Raw genomic sequence first — 16,489 nt, 5'->3', positions numbered from 1 at the left:
GTCCACGACGGACCGGTGGGTGCCGCGGAACCTGTAGCGTGCTCTAGCGAAGACCGAGACCTTACCGCTGTGATGCGGATCGATTCGACGGCGAGGACCGATGGCACCGACGCAGAGCCCCCAGGGGCCGTCCGATCCTGACGCCACCGGCTCCAATGTCCACGACGCACCGGAGATGTGGGGCAACGGCGGACTGGTCGGTGACGGCCGCTACCGGCTGACGCGCCGGCTGGGCCGTGGCGGCATGGCGGAGGTGTTCGCCGCCGAGGACGTACGCCTGGGCCGTACCGTCGCCGTGAAGCTGCTGCGCGCCGACCTCGCCGAGGATCCGGTGTCCAAGGCCCGCTTCACCCGCGAGGCACAGTCCGTGGCCGGCCTGAACCACCACGCGGTCGTGGCCGTGTACGACTCCGGCGAGGACTTCGTCGGCGGCAACACCGTGCCCTACATCGTGATGGAGCTGGTCGAGGGCCACACCATCCGCGATCTGCTGCTCAACGCCGACGCCCCGCCGCCGGACCAGGCGCTGATCATCGTCTCCGGGGTGCTGGAGGCGCTGGCCTACAGCCACCAGCACGGCATCGTGCACCGCGACATCAAGCCCGCGAACGTGATCATCACCAACAGCGGCGCCGTGAAGGTGATGGACTTCGGCATCGCCCGTGCCCTGCACGGCGCGCAGTCGACCATGACGCAGACCGGCATGGTCATGGGCACCCCGCAGTACCTCTCCCCGGAGCAGGCGCTCGGCAAGACCGTCGACACCCGCTCCGACCTCTACGCCACCGGCTGCCTGCTCTACGAACTCCTCGCGCAGCGGCCGCCGTTCACCGGTGAGACCCCGCTCTCGGTCGTCTACCAGCACGTCCAGGACATGCCGGTGGCGCCCTCCCAGGTCGCCGACTCGGTGCCGCCGGAGCTGGACGGCCTGGTCATGCGGTCGCTGGCCAAGGACCCCGACGACCGTTTCCAGAGCGCCGAGGAGATGCGCGGTCTGGTCCAGTACTCGCTGCAGATGCTGCACGAGCAGGGCGGCCACACCGGCACCTGGAACACCGGTCCGGTCGCGATGCCCGAGGGCGGCCACACCATGGCCCTCCGCGGCGGCGTCGCCGAGACCACCGCGCTGTCCCACCCCGACGCCGGGCAGACCGCGGCGCAGCCGATGCTGGCGCCCGGGATGCGGGACGACGACGGCGGATTCGAGGGCGGCTACCGCCGGGCCAAGGGCGGCCGCGGCAAGGCGTGGCTGATCGCGGTGCTCGCGCTGATCGCCATCGGCGTGGGCGTGGCCTTCGCCCTGCAGAACACCGGCGACAGCGGGCACAAGCCCAAGACGCCGATCACGCGGTCCCCGCAGCCCTCGGAGTCGGACCGGACCACCGAGCCGCCGACGGACGAGCAGACCACCCCGGAGACCTACCCGGGCGGCACCAGCGGTGGCGGGAACACCTACACCCACCGGCCGAGCCGTGAGCCCAGCACTCAGCCGTCGTCCGAGCCGCCGAGCTCGGAGCCGCCGAGCTCGGAGCCGCCGACCAGCACCACCGGCGGGACGACCACCGGCGGGACCACCGACGGCGGCACCACCGACGGCGGGACGACGGACGGTGGCACCACCAATGGTGGGACGACCAATGGCGGTACGACCAACGGTGGCACCACCAATGGTGGGACGACCAATGGCGGGACGACCAACGGTGGCACCAACAACGGCGGCACCACCACCGGCGGCGGTACGCCTCCGCTGGGCGGGACGACCGCCGGCTGACCGAGGGCGGGCTGACGCCTCGCGCGTCAGCCCGTGAACGCCCTCCGCACGGCCGGATACGCGCGGGTCCACCACACCGCCAGCGCGGCCGAGGCGGGGAACTGCGGATCGGTGCGTCGGTCGCCGAGCCGGTAGCGCCAGGTGAGCATCCAGAAGTCGTTCAGCCGCTCCCACCAGACCCGGTGGACGGCCGCGGCCAGCTCGTCGGCACCGGCGCCGCACACCCTGCGGTAGGCGCCCGCGTACGCGGCGACCTTCGCCAGGTCCAGCGTCCCGCAGGGGCGGACGAAGAAGATCGCGGCGGCGCGCACCGCCTCCTCGGCGCGGGGCTGGACGCCCAGCCGGTCCCAGTCGACGATCGCGGCCGGTTCGGTGCCGCGGTAGAGCACGTTCAGCGGGTGGAAGTCGCCGTGCACCCAGCCCGCCGGGGGCTCCGTGCCGGGCGCCGGGCGACGGTGCGCCTGCCGCTCCAGCAGGGTCCGGCGCTCCAGCAGACGGTGCTCGGCGAGCTCGTCGAAGCTGGTGCGGGGTCGGGCGCCGCGGGCCAGTGCCAGCAGCTCGTCGATCGTCTCGAAGGTCCGCTCGGGGTCGGCGGCGGCGTCCGTGCCGGGCGGCCGCGGCGGTGCCGGCTCATCGGCCATGACCTGCTCCAGCGTGGTGTGGACGAGCCCGAGCAGGGCGCCGAGCCGGCGCGACTGACCGACGGTCAGCACCGCGCCGCTCAGGTGCCGGCCCTCGATCCAGGGGTGCAGGGCGTAGCAGCGGCCGTCCAGCACGGTGAAGGTCCGGCCGTCCGCGCCCGTCACGGGAGGGACGACCGGCAGACCGAGCCCGGCCAGCCGGCGGGTGGCGCGGTGCTGCCGGGTGAGGGCGGCGCGGTCGCCGTCGAGGTGGTGTTTGAGGAAGTAGCGGCCGCGGGTCGTGGCGAGGAAGTAGCCGTGGTTGAGCAGCCCCTCGGCGACGGGCTCGCAGGACAGCGGTGCCCCGGCGCTGTCGTAGTGGCGCAGCAGGGATCCGAGGGTGTCGCGGTCGGGCGTCGCCGCCGACCGGACTACAGATGAGCGCAGCACGCGCCAGATGTTAGATCAACGTCGCCCAGTGGAGTGGGTGTACCGGAAAGCCTTACAGAGGGTGTGCATATCCGAAGACCGGGACATCCGTGAGGTGATGCAGCGTCACGAACTCCGGTTCTATCCGCAGGAAGACCGGGTCGTACGGGACCCCGTCGGCCAGCCGCGGGGTGCGGCCGAACAACTCCCGTTCGGCCGGGGTGGGTTCGATGACCCGGGCGGTGCCGGTGAACTGCACGGACCAGGTGTCGCGGGCGCCGCTGTTGACGTTGTCGGCCTCGTACGCGACGACGCTGCCGTCCAGTGCGCGGTGGTAGTCGTAGCCGCGGTGCAGCCGCAGGATCACGCGGTCGTCGACGACGATGTGCCGGGTGACGGTGGTGAAGGGGAGCGCCCGGCGGCTCGCCGACACCCGACCGTAGGGGGTCCTGCTGAGCAGCTCGATGGCACGGAAGACGTCGGTGGGCATGATCCCACCCTGCCCGCCCGGCGGGGCGGCGGATAGGGGCGGCAGCCCCAGGTCGGAGGGACGTTGGTCCCTGTGTCCGGCCGCGGAATCGCCGCCTCCGCGGCCGCGGCCGGAGTTTTTCTCCTGGTCAGCGCCGTTCGGCCTGCATGCGGGCAACATACGCGGCGGCCTGCGAGCGGCGTTCCATGCCGAGCTTGGAAAGCAGGCTGGAAACGTAATTCTTGATCGTTTTTTCGGCGAGATGGAGCCGTTCGCCGATTACGCGATTGGTCAGTCCCTCGCCGATCAGATCGAGGATCTTGCGTTCCTGCTCGGTGAGGTTCGCCAGTCGGTCGTCGCCCTTCGCGGCGCTGCCGTCGCGGAGTCGTTCCAGGACGCGGGCGGTGGCCACCGGGTCGAGCAGTGATTTGCCGGCCGCCACGTCGCGGACCGCGGAGAGGAGTTCGCTGCCCCGGATGGCCTTGAGGACATAACCGGACGCACCGGCCATGATCGCATCAAAGAGGGCTTCGTCGTCGGCGAACGAGGTGAGCATCAGGCATTTGATGTCCTCGTTCTGCGAGCGGATCTCACGGCAGACCTCGACACCGCTGCCGTCCGGGAGCCGGACGTCGAGCACGGCCACGTCCGGACGCGTCGCAGGGATCCTGACCAGCGCATCGGCCGCGGTGCCGGCCTCGCCGACCACCTCGATGTCTTCCTCGACCGAGAGCATTTCGTGGACGCCCCGCCGGACCACTTCGTGGTCATCGAGCAGGAAAACCGTGATTTTTCCGTCTTCGCGCACATCCCCAGTCTCACACATCAACTCTTCCCGTGCTCCAGGTCACCGATATAACGTGCCGTTGTCCCGGCGGCCTGCAACGCTGTGACCAGGAGTTGTTCCCAGCCTTCGCGATTTACTTGGAAATCCAAGCAAAATCGCAGGTCAGCGCCATTTCCACTTCGGCTTTGACAATGGGTAACGTGCAATGAGCAGGCCACTCCGGGGCGCTTTGTTCCACCCGGATCCGGCCGCGTTCGCACACACCCCGTGCGCCGTATCGGATACCGGGTGAGCCGCAAACGGCCACCGGCGGACCCCGGGGGCCGGACAGACGGAGGAGCAGCACGTGACCGTGGAAGGCACTGCCGAGCGGAAAACCGCCCGCGGCGGCAGCAAGCGCACCACCGCCAAAAAGGCGACGCCGACGAAAAAGGCGACGCAGTCCGGGACCAGGAACAGCGCCCGGTCGGACGAGGCGGAGCAGGACCAGCTCGTACAACTGCTGACCCCCGAAGGGAAGCGGGTCGAGCACCCGGATTACGCGATCGACCTCTCTCCCGAGGAACTGCGAGGTCTGTACCGCGACATGGTGCTGACCCGGCGTTTCGACGCCGAGGCGACCACCCTCCAGCGTCAGGGCGAGCTGGGCCTGTGGGCCTCGCTGCTGGGCCAGGAAGCCGCCCAGATCGGCTCGGGCCGCGCGCTGCGCGACGACGACTATGTCTTCCCCACCTATCGGGAGCACGGCGTGGCATGGTGCCGCGGCGTCGACCCGACGAACCTGCTGGGCATGTTCCGCGGTGTCAACAACGGCGGCTGGGACCCCAACAGCAACAACTTCCACCTCTACACCATCGTCATCGGGTCGCAGACGCTGCACGCGACCGGCTATGCGATGGGCGTGCAGAAGGACAGCGCGGATTCCGCGGTCATCGCGTATTTCGGTGACGGCGCCTCCAGCCAGGGCGACGTCGCCGAGTCCTTCACCTTCTCCGCGGTCTACAACGCCCCGGTCGTCTTCTTCTGCCAGAACAACCAGTGGGCGATCTCCGAGCCCACCGAGAAGCAGACCCGCGTCCCGCTCTACCAGCGCGCCCGCGGCTTCGGCTTCCCCGGCGTCCGGGTCGACGGCAACGACGTCCTGGCCTGCCTGGCGGTGACCAAGGCGGCACTGGACCGGGCGCGCACCGGCCAAGGCCCCATGCTCGTCGAGGCGTTCACCTACCGGATGGGTGCCCACACCACCTCCGACGACCCGACGCGGTACCGCGCCGACGAGGAGCGGCTGGCCTGGGAGGCCAAGGACCCGATCCTGCGGCTGCGGAAGTACCTGGAGGCCGAGGGCTTCGTCGACGACGCGTACCTCGCGGCGATCGACGAGGAGAGCGAGACCCTGGGCAAGCGGGTCCGCGATGCCGTACGGGCGATGCCCGACCCGGACCACATGGCGATCTTCGAGAACGCCTATGCAGACGGGCACGCGCTCGTCGACGAGGAGCGCGCGCAGTTCGCCGCCTACCAGGCGTCGTTCGCCGATGCCGAAGCCGCCGCGGAGGGGAACTGACCATGGCCGTCCACGAGAAGATCACCATCGCCAAGGCGATCAACGCGTCGCTGCGCGCCTCCATGGAGGCCGACCCCAAGGTCCTCGTGATGGGCGAGGACGTCGGCAAGCTCGGCGGCGTCTTCCGGGTCACCGACGGACTCCAGAAGGACTTCGGCGAGGACCGGGTGATCGACACCCCGCTCGCCGAGTCCGGCATCATCGGCACCGCGATCGGCCTGGCCCTGCGCGGCTACCGCCCGGTCGCCGAGATCCAGTTCGACGGCTTCGTCTTCCCCGCCTACGACCAGATCGTCACCCAGCTCGCGAAGATGCACGCGCGGGCGCTGGGCAAGGTCAAGGTCCCGGTCGTCATCCGCATCCCCTACGGCGGCGGCATCGGCGCGGTCGAGCACCACTCCGAGTCCCCCGAGTCGCTCTTCGCGCATGTCGCGGGCCTCAAGATCGTCTCTCCCTCGAACTCCTCCGACGCCTACTGGATGCTCCAGCAGGCCATCGCGGGCGACGACCCGGTCATCTACTTCGAGCCCAAGCGCCGCTACCACGACAAGTCGCGCCTGGACACCGAGTCGATCCCGGACCCGCTGCACAAGGCCCGGATCACCCGGCCCGGCTCCGACCTCACGCTGGTCGGCTACGGCCCGATGGTGAAGGTCTGCGAGGACGTCGCCAAGGTCGCCGCCGAGGAGGGCAAGTCGGTCGAGGTCGTCGACCTGCGCTCGATCTCCCCGATCGACTTCGACACCGTGCAGTCCTCGGTCGAGAAGACCGGCCGGCTGGTCGTGGTCCACGAGGCGCCGGTCTTCTTCGGCTCGGGCGCGGAGATCGCCGCCCGGATCACCGAGCGTTGCTTCTACCACCTGGAAGCACCGGTGCTGCGGGTCGGCGGCTTCCACGCCCCCTATCCGCCGTCCAGGCTGGAGGACGAGTACCTTCCGGGGCTGGACCGGGTGCTCGACGCCGTTGACCGCGCGTTGGCGTACTGAGGGCTGAGGAGAGTCGTGACCATGACTGCAGGGACCGCCGGCGCCGCGAACACGCAGCGCATCCGCGAGTTCAAGATGCCCGACGTGGGCGAGGGCCTCACCGAGGCGGAGATCCTCAAGTGGTACGTCCAGCCCGGTGACACCGTCACCGACGGCCAGGTCGTGTGCGAGGTCGAGACCGCCAAGGCCGCCGTCGAACTGCCCATCCCCTACGACGGGGTGGTGCACGCGGTGAACTTCGACGAGGGCACCACCGTCGACGTCGGCACCGTGATCATCTCGGTCGACACCGACCCGGGTGCCGGGCCCGTCGCGGACCAGCCCGGTGCCGCCGCGGCGCCCGCCGTGACCGCGGAGGAGGACGAGGAGCCGCAGGGCCGGCAGGCGGTGCTGGTCGGCTACGGCGCCGCGCCGTCCTCGACCAAGCGTCGGGCCCGCAAGCCGCAGCCCGCGGTGCCGGGCCAGACCGAGCCGGTGAGCGTCGGCCTCCAGGCCGAGCTGAACGGGCGCTCCGCGCCGGCGCCGGTCGCCACCCCGGTGGCCGTGCCCGCGCCGCCGGTGGTGCCCGCCGCCTCCGCACCGGCCGCCGAGCGGCCGCTGGCCAAGCCCCCGGTCCGCAAGCTCGCCAAGGACCTGGGCATCGACCTCGCGACGGTCGCCCCGACCGGGCCGGGCGGCGTCATCACCCGTGACGACGTCTACGCGGCCGCCGCACCGACCGCGGCGGCACCGGCCGTCGCGCCCGTCGCACCCGAGGTGGGCGTCCCGGCCGCGGCTCCCGTGGTCGCCTTCGACGCCGCTCGCGAGCGGCGGGTGCCGGTCAAGGGCGTGCGCAAGGCCACCGCGCAGGCGATGGTCGCCAGTGCCTTCAACGCGCCGCACGTCACGGAGTTCATCACCGTCGACGTGACCCGGACGATGAAGCTCGTCCAGGACCTGAAGCAGGACCCGGACATGGCGGGGCTGCGGGTCAATCCGCTGCTCCTGGTCGCCAAGGCGTTCCTGGTCGCGATCAAGCGCCATCCGGAGGTCAACGCCTCCTGGGACGAGGCGAACCAGGAGATCGTCTACAAGGACTACATCAACCTCGGGATCGCCGCGGCCACCCCGCGCGGTCTGATCGTCCCGAACATCAAGGACGCGGGCGTCAAGACGCTTCCCCAGCTCGCCACGGAGCTGGGCGAGCTGGTGGCCACCGCCCGCGAGGGCAAGACCTCTCCGGCGGCGATGTCCGGCGGCACGGTCACCATCACCAACGTCGGCGTCTTCGGCGTCGACACCGGGACCCCGATCCTCAACCCGGGGGAGTCGGCGATTCTCGCCGTCGGTGCGATCAAGCTCCAGCCGTGGGTCCACAAGGGCGAGGTCAAGCCGCGCCAGGTCACCACCCTCGCGCTCTCCTTCGACCACCGTCTGATCGACGGCGAACTGGGCTCCAAGCTGCTCGCGGACATTGCGGCGATCCTGGAACGGCCCAAGCGGCTGATCACCTGGGGGTGAGCCGCCGGGACTGACCGTCCGGGCCGAGCCCGTGACGGCGGCAGGGGCGGTGTTTCACGTGAAACGGTCGGTGCGTTTCACGTGAAACACCGCCCCTTGTCGTTGCTCAGCCCCGAACGAGCTCGACCACGCGACTGAAGTGCGCCACCGGTCCGGTCGGCGCGGACGGGTCCGCCTGCGCGGCGCCACGGGTCAGTGCGGCGCCCGCCCATACGGCGGCGACGATCAGGGCCAGCACGACGGCGTTGCGGGCGCGGTGGCCGGTGTGCGTCCTGGACTGCATGGTCAACTCCCCTTGTCCGGTGGGCCGTATCGGCTCCGTACCTCTATTCACCCATGGGATTCGGGCCCGATCCGTACGCGTCAGGTACGGACTCGCATACGCCTTGAGTCGGACCGGAGATCCCCCTGGAGTCCCCCTCTCGGCAGGGGCGGGCCCCGGAAAAGGGGTTTGCCGCAGCTGCCCCGGCTGTTTACGGTCGGCGAAATGAGCAGTCACACGGTCATTCGGCGCTATCGGGAAGCAGATCAGGACGCGGTGTGCGACCTGTGGTCCAGGGCGTCACGGCAGGCGCATCCGTTCATCGAGGGGGAAGGCGAAGGAGAACGGGCGCGGGTCCTTCGCGAGGTGTATCTCGTCCAGGCGGAGAACTGGGTCGCCGAGCGGGACGGGGCCGTCATCGGACTGCTCGGCCTGTTGGGCGGCGGCGAGGACGGCGGTGTCGAGATCGGCGGGCTGTTCGTGGCTCCCGAGGCGCAGGGCGGCGGCATCGGCCGGGAGCTGGTGGAGCACGCGGCGTCGCGCTACGGCGCGCTCACCCTTGAGGTCTTCGAGGAGAACGCCCGCGGGCGGCGGTTCTACGCGGGCCTGGGCTTCACCGAGCGCGGGCGGCGGATCGACGACCGGACCGGCCACCCGCTCATCACCGTGGCACGCGAGGCGCCGCTGCGCTCGGTGTCCTGGCTGCATGTGCGTGACGGGCGGCTGCTGAGCGTCCGGACGAGGGGCAACGACACCTTCTACCTCCCCGGCGGCAAGTACGAGCCGGGCGAGACCGCGCGCCAGGCGCTCGCTCGGGAGCTCTCCGAGGAACTCGGCCTGCGCATTCCCGCCGAGGACCTGTCGGAGGCGTTCGTCGTCCATGACGTCGCACACGGCAAGAACGGCCGGCGGCTGCACATGACCTGCTTCACCGGCGGTCCCCAGGACATCGAACCGGCTCCCGGCCGGGAGATCGCCGAGTACGCGTGGTTCGACCGCGAGGAGTCCTTCGTGCGCTGTGCGCCGGCCCACCGCCAGGTGGTGGACCGTCTGGTCGCGCAGGGGCGGATGACGGCCTGAGCCCGCGTCGGCCGGCGCCCCGGCAGGGGTGCCGGCCGGCCCTCATAACGCCTCTACCAGGACAAACACCCCGTTGATCGTCCGCATCGCGGAATGACGTACCGGACGCATACCTGTTGTATCTATCCTGTGCACATGCCATCAGCGTCCACCTCCACCGCCCCGACAAGGGAGACCGGTCCCGTTCCCACGAAGCAGCCGCCCGCCGCCGAGCGGGTCTACACCCACATCAAGGACGCCGTCCTGGAACGCCGCTACGAGGGCGGGATGCTGCTCACCGAAGGCGAGCTCGCCGACGCGGTGGGGGTCTCGCGCACCCCGGTCCGCGAGGCACTGCTGCGGCTGGAGGTCGAAGGGCTGATCAAGCTCTACCCGAAGAAGGGCGCGCTGGTCCTGCCGGTCTCCGCGCAGGAGATCGCTGATGTCGTCGAGACCCGGCTGCTGGTGGAGAAGCACGCGGCGGCCAAGGCCGTGCCCGCCGGCGAGGCACTGATCAACGAGCTGAGCGAACTGGTGGAGACCATGCGGGAGCAGGCCGCGGCGGGCGACCTGGCCGCCGTGTCGGTCACCGACCGCGCCTTCCACGCCGCCATCGTGCGCAGCGCCGGCAACCAGATCCTGGACCGGCTCTACGAGCAACTGCGCGACCGGCAACTGCGGATGGGCGTCGCGGTGATGCACGCCCACCCCGACCGGATCGCCAAGAACATCGCCGAGCACACCGAAATCCTCGAGGCGCTGCGGGCCGGTGACGCCGAGGCCGCCACCGACGCCGTACACCGGCACGTCAGCTGGGTCCGCAATCTCGCGCAGGGGGACCAGCGATGAGCAGCAGTGCCGACGGCATCGCCGGAAGCGGCGGTTCCACCGGAGGGGGCATAGGCGGCGGCATCGTCGGGGGCGGCGCCCGGCTGCTGCCCTCGGATCCGCCCGGCGGCCGGAAGGCGATAGCCGTCTGGGGCGTCGGCGTTGCGGTCTATTTCGTCGCGATCACCTACCGCACCAGCCTCGGCGTGGCCGGCCTGGACGCCGCCCACCGCTTCCACATCAACGCGTCCGCGCTCTCCACCTTCTCGATCCTCCAACTGCTGGTGTACGCCGGGATGCAGATACCCGTCGGCCTGCTGGTCGACCGGCTGGGCGCGAAGAAGGTCCTGGCCCTCGGCGTGGTTCTTTACACCGCCGGCCAGTTCGGCTTCGCGTTCTCGGACGCGTACGGCATGGCGCTCGGCTCGCGGGCGCTGCTGGGCTGCGGTGACGCGATGACCTTCATCAGCGTGCTGCGGCTGGGTGCCCGGTGGTTCCCGGCCCGCCGCGGGCCGATGATCGCCCAGATCGCGGCCCTGGTCGGGATGGCGGGCAACCTGATCTCCACGCTCGTGCTGGCCCGGCTGCTGCACACCTTCGGGTGGACGACGACCTTCGCCGGCAGTGCCCTGGGCGGTATCGCCGTACTGGTCCTGCTGCTGCTCTTCCTCAAGGACCATCCCGAGGGTTTCGCCCCGCCGCCCACGCCCCGCGAGCACAGCGGCGCGACCTTCGTCCGCCGGCAGATCGCGAACGCCTGGCGCGAGCCCGGCACCCGGCTGGGCATGTGGGTGCACTTCACCACCCAGTTCCCGGCGATGGTCTTCCTGCTGCTGTGGGGACTGCCGTTCCTCGTGGAGGCACAGGGCCTCTCCCGCGGTACGGCCGGCGAACTGCTGACCCTCGTCGTGCTCTCGAACATGGCCGTGGGCCTGGTCTACGGGCAGATCATCGCCCGCCATCACGCGGCCCGCCTGCCGCTGGCGCTGGGCACCGTCGCGGCCACCGCGCTGCTGTGGGCGCTCACCTTGTGCTGGCCCACCACACACGCCCCGATGGGCCTGTTGGTCATGCTCTGTGTGGTGCTGGGTGCCTGCGGCCCCGCTTCGATGATCGGCTTCGACTTCGCGCGGCCGGCCAATCCGCCGGAGCGTCAGGGCACCGCGTCCGGCATCGTCAACATGGGCGGCTTCACCGCCTCGATGACCACCCTGCTCGCCGTCGGCATGCTGCTCGACGCCACCGGAGACAACTACCGGATCGCGTTCGCCTCGGTCTTCGTGCTGGAGGCGCTCGGTGTCACGCAGATCCTCCGGCTGCGCAGCCGTGCAGCCCGGCGTGAGCGGGAACGTCTGGTCGTCAGCAGGGTCGAGGCCGTCCACGTCCCGGCCTGACGCGGCCGAGGCCGGTGTGCAACCGCGGCAACCGTTTCACGTGAAACCAAGGAGATCGTTTCACGTGAAACGGGTAACTCCCTGCGCACCGTCCGGCCGGCGGGCAGTGGTGCGGGCCGGCTGAGGACCGCGTCCCGTCAGCGCCGCCGGTTGCCCGTCGGCTGCCGTCGCGGGCTCCGTTACGGCGTCACCGCGAGGTTGTCGAGGATGGCCTGGGCCAGCTCCTGGTCACCGTCGATCTTGACCTGCTCGGCGACCGTCGACGGACGGACCCGGCCGCAGGCCAGCTGGTGGAAGGTGTCCCAGTCCATCGCCAGCGTCACCGTCGGGCCCAGCGAGACGCTGCCGTCGACGGTCGCCTTCCCCTCGGCGTCGACCCGGACGGTGCGCATGAACTCCACCGGACCGCTGATGTCGAAGACCACCGTCGAACTGGCCGGCGCCTTGGCCCGGTTGGTGACGATGCCGGGCAGGACCCGAACCAGTAGATCGCGGGCCACCAGCGCACCGGGCGAGTCGAGGTTGCCGGGCTGCCCGAGCGTGCGGCGCAGGTCCTGCTCGTGCGCCCAGACATCGAACGCCCGTTGCTCCAGGATGAATTCGAGTGTGCGGTCCTCGCCGAGCGGGCTGCGCACCACGGTGTCCGGCTGGCGGGTCTCGTTCCGCAGCTGCCGGGAACGCCGGATGACGGTGTATTCGAGCTCGCTGAGCATCTCCGGTGCGGTGTGGTGCCGACGGACGTCGACCTGGACCTCCATCCGGCGGGCCGACTCGCTGCGCACGTGGTAGAGGTCGCGGGGCAGTGTGTGGATCGGCCGGGGGTCGCCCAACATCTCGCATTCCAGGCCGATGACGTGGGAGACGATGTCGCGCACGGACCAGCCTGGGAGGTCCGTCGCCCTGTTCCACTCACCCTCGACGAGCGGAGTCACCAGCTCGGTTATCGCTTCTATGGAGTGCGTCCAGGCATCGATGGAGGACTGAAGGCTGGGATGGACGGTCACGGGACCCCTCGAACGGTTCGTACGCGGGCTGCTGTCTGGCAGTTAAGTTACGCTGCGCACGGGCACCCCGGCAGTGCTTTCGGGTGACCATCGTAGGCGGATGTTCGACGGCGGGGCCGGTCGAAAGCGTTGCCGGTGGTACTGTGCGCGATTCGTTTCCCCGGATTGGTGCGGAGTCGGCGAAACCGGTCAACCGGCGCCCGATTCGGGTGGTTTGGCCGGTACGCCTGGCACCTCCTCAGTCGTCCTCGCGCTCCCGCTCCGCCATCCGGATCACCGAGACCGCGACGGCGATCAGCAGCGCCGGGTCCGCGTCCTCCCGTACGACGTTGACCGCGTAGGTTTCGCGCATGGTCAGCCAGCGCCGCGAGATCTCGGCGAGCAGCTCACCGTCGTACTCGACCGCGAACTCCCGGTCCAGGATCTTGCCGCTGACGTCCAGCTCGGTGCCGTCGACCAGCTCGACGCGGTAGTGGTGGCGCAGCAGCGACAGCCGCTTGCGCTTGATCGTCGCCAGCGGCTGGTCGTCCCGCTCGATGGTCATCGCATCGCGCAGGCTGAACATCTTCTTGCGGATGGTGATCAGCACCCGCCGCTCGGTGTCCTTGAGCTCGAAGGTCTCCCGCAGGCGGAGCGCCTTCCCGTCCACGAGGAAGGCGTGCCGTCCGTGATCGTCGTCGACCCAGTAGTCCTCGCCGATGCCGAAGATCCGGTCGTGCACGACGTACTTGCGGGAGCGCGGGGAGTGCCCCCCGTGGGATTGCAGCATGGGTGACGTGTTCCCCCTGCCCCCTGCGGAATGCGTGCGCACCGGAGTGACGTTGAATGTCCACATGGCTTCACGTGCGCGCGTCCGGGCCCCCGAGCTGATCGGCAAGGGTGGCTGGCTCAACACCGGCGGAACTGACCTCACCCTCTCTGACCTGCGAGGACGCATTGTCATCCTCGACTTCTGGACGTTCTGTTGTGTGAATTGCCTGCACGTCCTGGACGAGCTGCGGGAGCTGGAGGAGCGGCACCGCGACTCGGTCGTGATCATCGGCGTGCACTCCCCGAAGTTCGTCCACGAGGCCGAGCACCAGGCGGTGGTGGACGCCGTCGAGCGGTACGGCGTCGAGCACCCCGTCCTCGACGACCCGGAGCTGGCGACCTGGAAGCAGTACGCGGTGCGGGCCTGGCCGACGCTGGTGGTGATCGACCCCGAGGGCTACGTCGTGGCCCAACACGCGGGCGAGGGCCATGCGCACGCCATCGGGAAGCTCGTCGAGGAGCTGATCGCCGAGCACACCGAGAAGGGCACGCTGCGGCGGGGCGACGGGCCGTACGTACCGCCGGAGCCGGTCGCCACCGACCTCCGCTTCCCCGGCAAGGCGGTGCGGCTGCCCGGCGGCACCTTCCTGGTCTCCGACACCACCCGGCACCAGCTGGTGGAGCTGGCGGCCGACGGCGAGCAGGTGGTGCGCCGGATCGGGACCGGCGAGCGCGGGCTGGGCCCGGACTCCTTCAACGAGCCGCAGGGGCTGGCGCTGCTGCCGGACGGCACGGTCGCCGTCGCGGACACCGTCAACCACGCCATCCGGGTCTTCGACCCCGCGACCGGCGCCCTGGAGACCGTGGCCGGCACCGGTAAGCAGTGGTGGCAGGGCTCGCCGACCTCGGGCCCGGCGCGCGAGGTGGACCTCTCCTCGCCGTGGGACCTCGCCTGGTGGCAGGACCGGCTGTGGATCGCGATGGCCGGAGTGCACCAGATCTGGACCTACGACCCGGCCGACGGCACGGTGGCGGTGGCGGCCGGCACCACCAACGAGGGACTGGTGGACGGCCCCGCCGCCGAGGCGTGGTTCGCCCAGCCCTCCGGGCTCGCGGCGGCCGGCGACCGGCTGTGGATCGCCGACTCGGAGACCAGCGCGGTGCGCTGGATCGAGCGCGCCGCGCACGATGACCCGGCCGCCCCGGGTGACGGCTACGTCGTCCGCACGGCCGTCGGCACCGGGCTCTTCGACTTCGGGCACCGCGACGGCGCGGCCGAGCAGGCCCTGCTCCAGCACCCGCTGGGGGTGACCGCGCTGCCCGACGGCTCGGTCGCCGTCGCGGACACCTACAACCACGCGCTGCGCCGCTACGACCCGGCGAGCGGCGAGGTCACCACGCTCGCGACGGATCTGCGGGAACCCTCCGCGGCGGTCCTCGTCGACGACGACATCGTGGTGGTGGAGTCCGCGCGCCACCGGCTGACCCGGCTCCGGCTCCCCGAGGAGGCGGTCCGCGTGGAGTCGGTGGCGCACCGCACCCAGCGCGCCGCCACCGACGTCGCCCCCGGCACGCTCCGCCTCGACGTGGTCTTCCAGGCCCCGGCCGGCCAGAAGCTCGACACCCGCTACGGCCCCTCGACGCGGCTGCTGGTCAGCGCCACGCCGCCGGAGCTGCTCGCCGACGGGTCGGGCGCGGGTACGGATCTGGTGCGGGACCTGGTCCTCGCGGACGGCGTGACCGAGGGCGTGCTGCATGTCTCGGCGATGGCCGCGTCCTGCGACGACGCCCCGGACATCGAGTACCCGGCCTGCCATGTGCACCAGCAGGACTGGGGCGTTCCGGTCCGGATCACCGAGGACGGCGCGGCCCGCCTGGGGCTGGTGCTGGCGGGACTGGACGCGGAATAGCCCCGGCCAGGGCCGGGCCAGGGCTACCTGGGGGGAGTGCGGGAGGCCGGTGCGCGGGGTCCGTTACCCGACGCCGGCTTCCAGCTTGGCGGCGGAAAGGCTGCTGTACCAGTTGGTGAAGCACGGGCCACCATAGCGACTGCCGTTGTCACGGCCAGGACGGGTTTGTTCCGCGCGGCCCTGGGCTCGTCTTTCCCCGGCGTGCACGGCCAAACCCGGTCCCCGTCAGTTCCGGCAGCGGGGCAGCTCGTCGTCGAGCTGGTCCGGCCGGACGCGGATGCCGGGCATCCAGGCCGGACCGCCGTCGTGGTCGACCCGGAACCAGATGCTGCTGTGCCCGCCGGCCTCGTCGGTGACGGTGATCCCGTCGGCGATCTTGCACACGGCGCGCAGCACTTCGCCGTGCCAGACGTGCCCCACGACGTTGCGCCGCTCATACGGCGCATAGGGGTCGTGCGCCAGGCCGAGCGCGCAGTAGTCGGTGTGGCTGTGCTGGCAGGCCCGTTCGACGTTGTTCACGGTGATCCGGGCGGATCCGGCGGTCGGTCCCGGGGCCGAGGCGGCCGGCTCCCGGCCGTCGCCCCCGTCCCTCCGGCTGCCGGCGTCCGCGCCGGTCAGAGCCAGGACGGCGAACGCGGCCCCGGCGAGCACGGCGGCGGTGCCGAGCCCGGCGAGCAGCAGGCGCAGCCGGCGCCGCCCGGACGGGGCATCCCCGGGTTCCGCGTCCTGAGGTCCCGCCGGCTCCTCGGCGCCCGGTCCGGTCCCGGTGTGCGGCTCCGCGGCGGCCGCCGGTGCCTCGTCCGCCGCCTCCTGGGCGCGGTGCAGCAGTTCCACCAGCGCGGGCAGCCGGTCCTCGCCGGTGAACGAGAGCTTGCACCACTGCACCAGCAGCCGTTCGTCGGGCAGGCTCTGCCCGCGGAGGTACCGCGAGAGGGAGGAGCGGCTGGCCGGCAGCCGTCCCGCCAACTGCTGGAGGCTGTATCCCAGTTCGCCGTGCATACGGCGCAAGGCGGCGACGAAGTCCCGTGCGGGACCGGAGAGTTCTGCGGGGAGTGGGGCGAGGGGTTTGCGGCGGATGTTCGTGGCGTGGTTCTCATGGCCAGGCACGTCTCGCATTCCAGCACAGTGGACATGCGCGTGCGAGGGGCACTTCCGC

The 16,489-nt window shown here is 70.9% G+C and carries 15 protein-coding genes; 8 read left to right on the top strand and 7 right to left on the bottom strand.

Annotated elements, in window-relative coordinates; genetic code table 11:
- Positions 1 to 100 precede the first annotated feature (100 nt).
- Complete coding sequence (locus JNO44_RS21970; protein WP_205365771.1) at positions 101 to 1,771, top strand: protein kinase domain-containing protein; 1,671 nt, start codon at positions 101 to 103, stop codon at positions 1,769 to 1,771.
- A 26-nt stretch (positions 1,772 to 1,797) separates the two neighbouring features.
- On the opposite strand, the gene JNO44_RS21965 is transcribed toward JNO44_RS21970, so the two are convergent.
- The 3 genes from JNO44_RS21965 to JNO44_RS21955 all read right to left on the bottom strand — a co-directional run bounded on the left by JNO44_RS21965 (position 1,798) and on the right by JNO44_RS21955 (position 4,097).
- Positions 1,798 to 2,841, bottom strand: a complete 1,044-nt coding sequence (locus tag JNO44_RS21965) for a phosphotransferase (protein ID WP_205365770.1) — start codon at positions 2,839 to 2,841, stop codon at positions 1,798 to 1,800.
- Between the two features lie 52 nt (positions 2,842 to 2,893).
- Positions 2,894 to 3,310: a pyridoxamine 5'-phosphate oxidase family protein gene (locus JNO44_RS21960; RefSeq protein WP_067349359.1), complete on the bottom strand. Its 417-nt coding sequence runs from the start codon at positions 3,308 to 3,310 to the stop codon at positions 2,894 to 2,896.
- Positions 3,311 to 3,437: 127 nt separating this feature from the next.
- Entirely contained in the window at positions 3,438 to 4,097 is a 660-nt protein-coding gene (locus JNO44_RS21955) for a response regulator (protein ID WP_275695760.1), read from the bottom strand.
- 325 nt (positions 4,098 to 4,422) lie between these two features.
- Between JNO44_RS21955 and pdhA the strand changes: the two genes are divergently transcribed.
- From pdhA to JNO44_RS44485, 3 genes are read left to right on the top strand one after another with little or no spacing between them, the layout of a single operon-like run.
- Entirely contained in the window at positions 4,423 to 5,640 is a 1,218-nt protein-coding gene (gene pdhA / locus JNO44_RS21950; RefSeq protein WP_205365768.1) for a pyruvate dehydrogenase (acetyl-transferring) E1 component subunit alpha, read from the top strand.
- A 2-nt stretch (positions 5,641 to 5,642) separates the two neighbouring features.
- Positions 5,643 to 6,626: an alpha-ketoacid dehydrogenase subunit beta gene (locus JNO44_RS21945; protein WP_067349365.1), complete on the top strand. Its 984-nt coding sequence runs from the start codon at positions 5,643 to 5,645 to the stop codon at positions 6,624 to 6,626.
- A 21-nt stretch (positions 6,627 to 6,647) separates the two neighbouring features.
- Positions 6,648 to 8,126, top strand: a complete 1,479-nt coding sequence (locus JNO44_RS44485; protein ID WP_205365767.1) for a dihydrolipoamide acetyltransferase family protein — start codon at positions 6,648 to 6,650, stop codon at positions 8,124 to 8,126.
- 106 nt (positions 8,127 to 8,232) lie between these two features.
- Here the strand turns inward: JNO44_RS44485 and JNO44_RS21935 are convergent, their stop codons facing one another.
- On the bottom strand, positions 8,233 to 8,409 hold the full coding sequence (locus JNO44_RS21935) for a hypothetical protein (RefSeq protein ID WP_167390791.1): 177 nt from the start codon (positions 8,407 to 8,409) through the stop codon (positions 8,233 to 8,235).
- Positions 8,410 to 8,613: 204 nt separating this feature from the next.
- Here JNO44_RS21935 and JNO44_RS44480 point away from each other — a divergent pair, with 204 nt between their 5' ends.
- The 3 genes from JNO44_RS44480 (at position 8,614) to JNO44_RS21920 (ending at position 11,669) form a co-directional block, all read left to right on the top strand.
- A complete protein-coding gene (locus JNO44_RS44480; RefSeq protein ID WP_205365766.1) occupies positions 8,614 to 9,468 on the top strand; it encodes a GNAT family N-acetyltransferase in 855 nt (284 codons plus the stop codon).
- Positions 9,469 to 9,603: 135 nt separating this feature from the next.
- On the top strand, positions 9,604 to 10,296 hold the full coding sequence (locus JNO44_RS21925) for a GntR family transcriptional regulator (RefSeq protein WP_205365765.1): 693 nt from the start codon (positions 9,604 to 9,606) through the stop codon (positions 10,294 to 10,296).
- 119 nt (positions 10,297 to 10,415) lie between these two features.
- A complete protein-coding gene (locus JNO44_RS21920) occupies positions 10,416 to 11,669 on the top strand; it encodes an MFS transporter (protein WP_275695809.1) in 1,254 nt (417 codons plus the stop codon).
- A 179-nt stretch (positions 11,670 to 11,848) separates the two neighbouring features.
- Here JNO44_RS21920 and JNO44_RS21915 read toward each other — a convergent pair whose 3' ends face one another.
- Complete coding sequence (locus tag JNO44_RS21915) at positions 11,849 to 12,673, bottom strand: maleylpyruvate isomerase family mycothiol-dependent enzyme (protein ID WP_039634857.1); 825 nt, start codon at positions 12,671 to 12,673, stop codon at positions 11,849 to 11,851.
- Between the two features lie 238 nt (positions 12,674 to 12,911).
- Positions 12,912 to 13,442, bottom strand: coding sequence for an LURP-one-related/scramblase family protein (locus JNO44_RS21910; RefSeq protein WP_073446589.1), 531 nt, complete (start codon positions 13,440 to 13,442; stop codon positions 12,912 to 12,914).
- Positions 13,443 to 13,506: 64 nt separating this feature from the next.
- Here JNO44_RS21910 and JNO44_RS21905 point away from each other — a divergent pair, with 64 nt between their 5' ends.
- Complete coding sequence (locus JNO44_RS21905; protein WP_205365764.1) at positions 13,507 to 15,333, top strand: NHL domain-containing thioredoxin family protein; 1,827 nt, start codon at positions 13,507 to 13,509, stop codon at positions 15,331 to 15,333.
- A 225-nt stretch (positions 15,334 to 15,558) separates the two neighbouring features.
- On the opposite strand, the gene JNO44_RS21900 is transcribed toward JNO44_RS21905, so the two are convergent.
- Positions 15,559 to 16,449 (bottom strand): helix-turn-helix domain-containing protein, encoded by an 891-nt coding sequence (locus JNO44_RS21900; RefSeq protein WP_205365763.1) that lies wholly within the window; start codon positions 16,447 to 16,449, stop codon positions 15,559 to 15,561.
- Between the last annotated feature and the right edge of the window lie 40 nt (positions 16,450 to 16,489).

The organism is Streptomyces noursei (genome assembly GCF_016917755.1).
GTDB classification, from domain to species: Bacteria; Actinomycetota; Actinomycetes; order Streptomycetales; family Streptomycetaceae; genus Streptomyces; species Streptomyces yunnanensis.
Note: the sequence above shows the minus strand (reverse complement) of the source record. Positions and strands in the feature narration are given on the sequence as shown.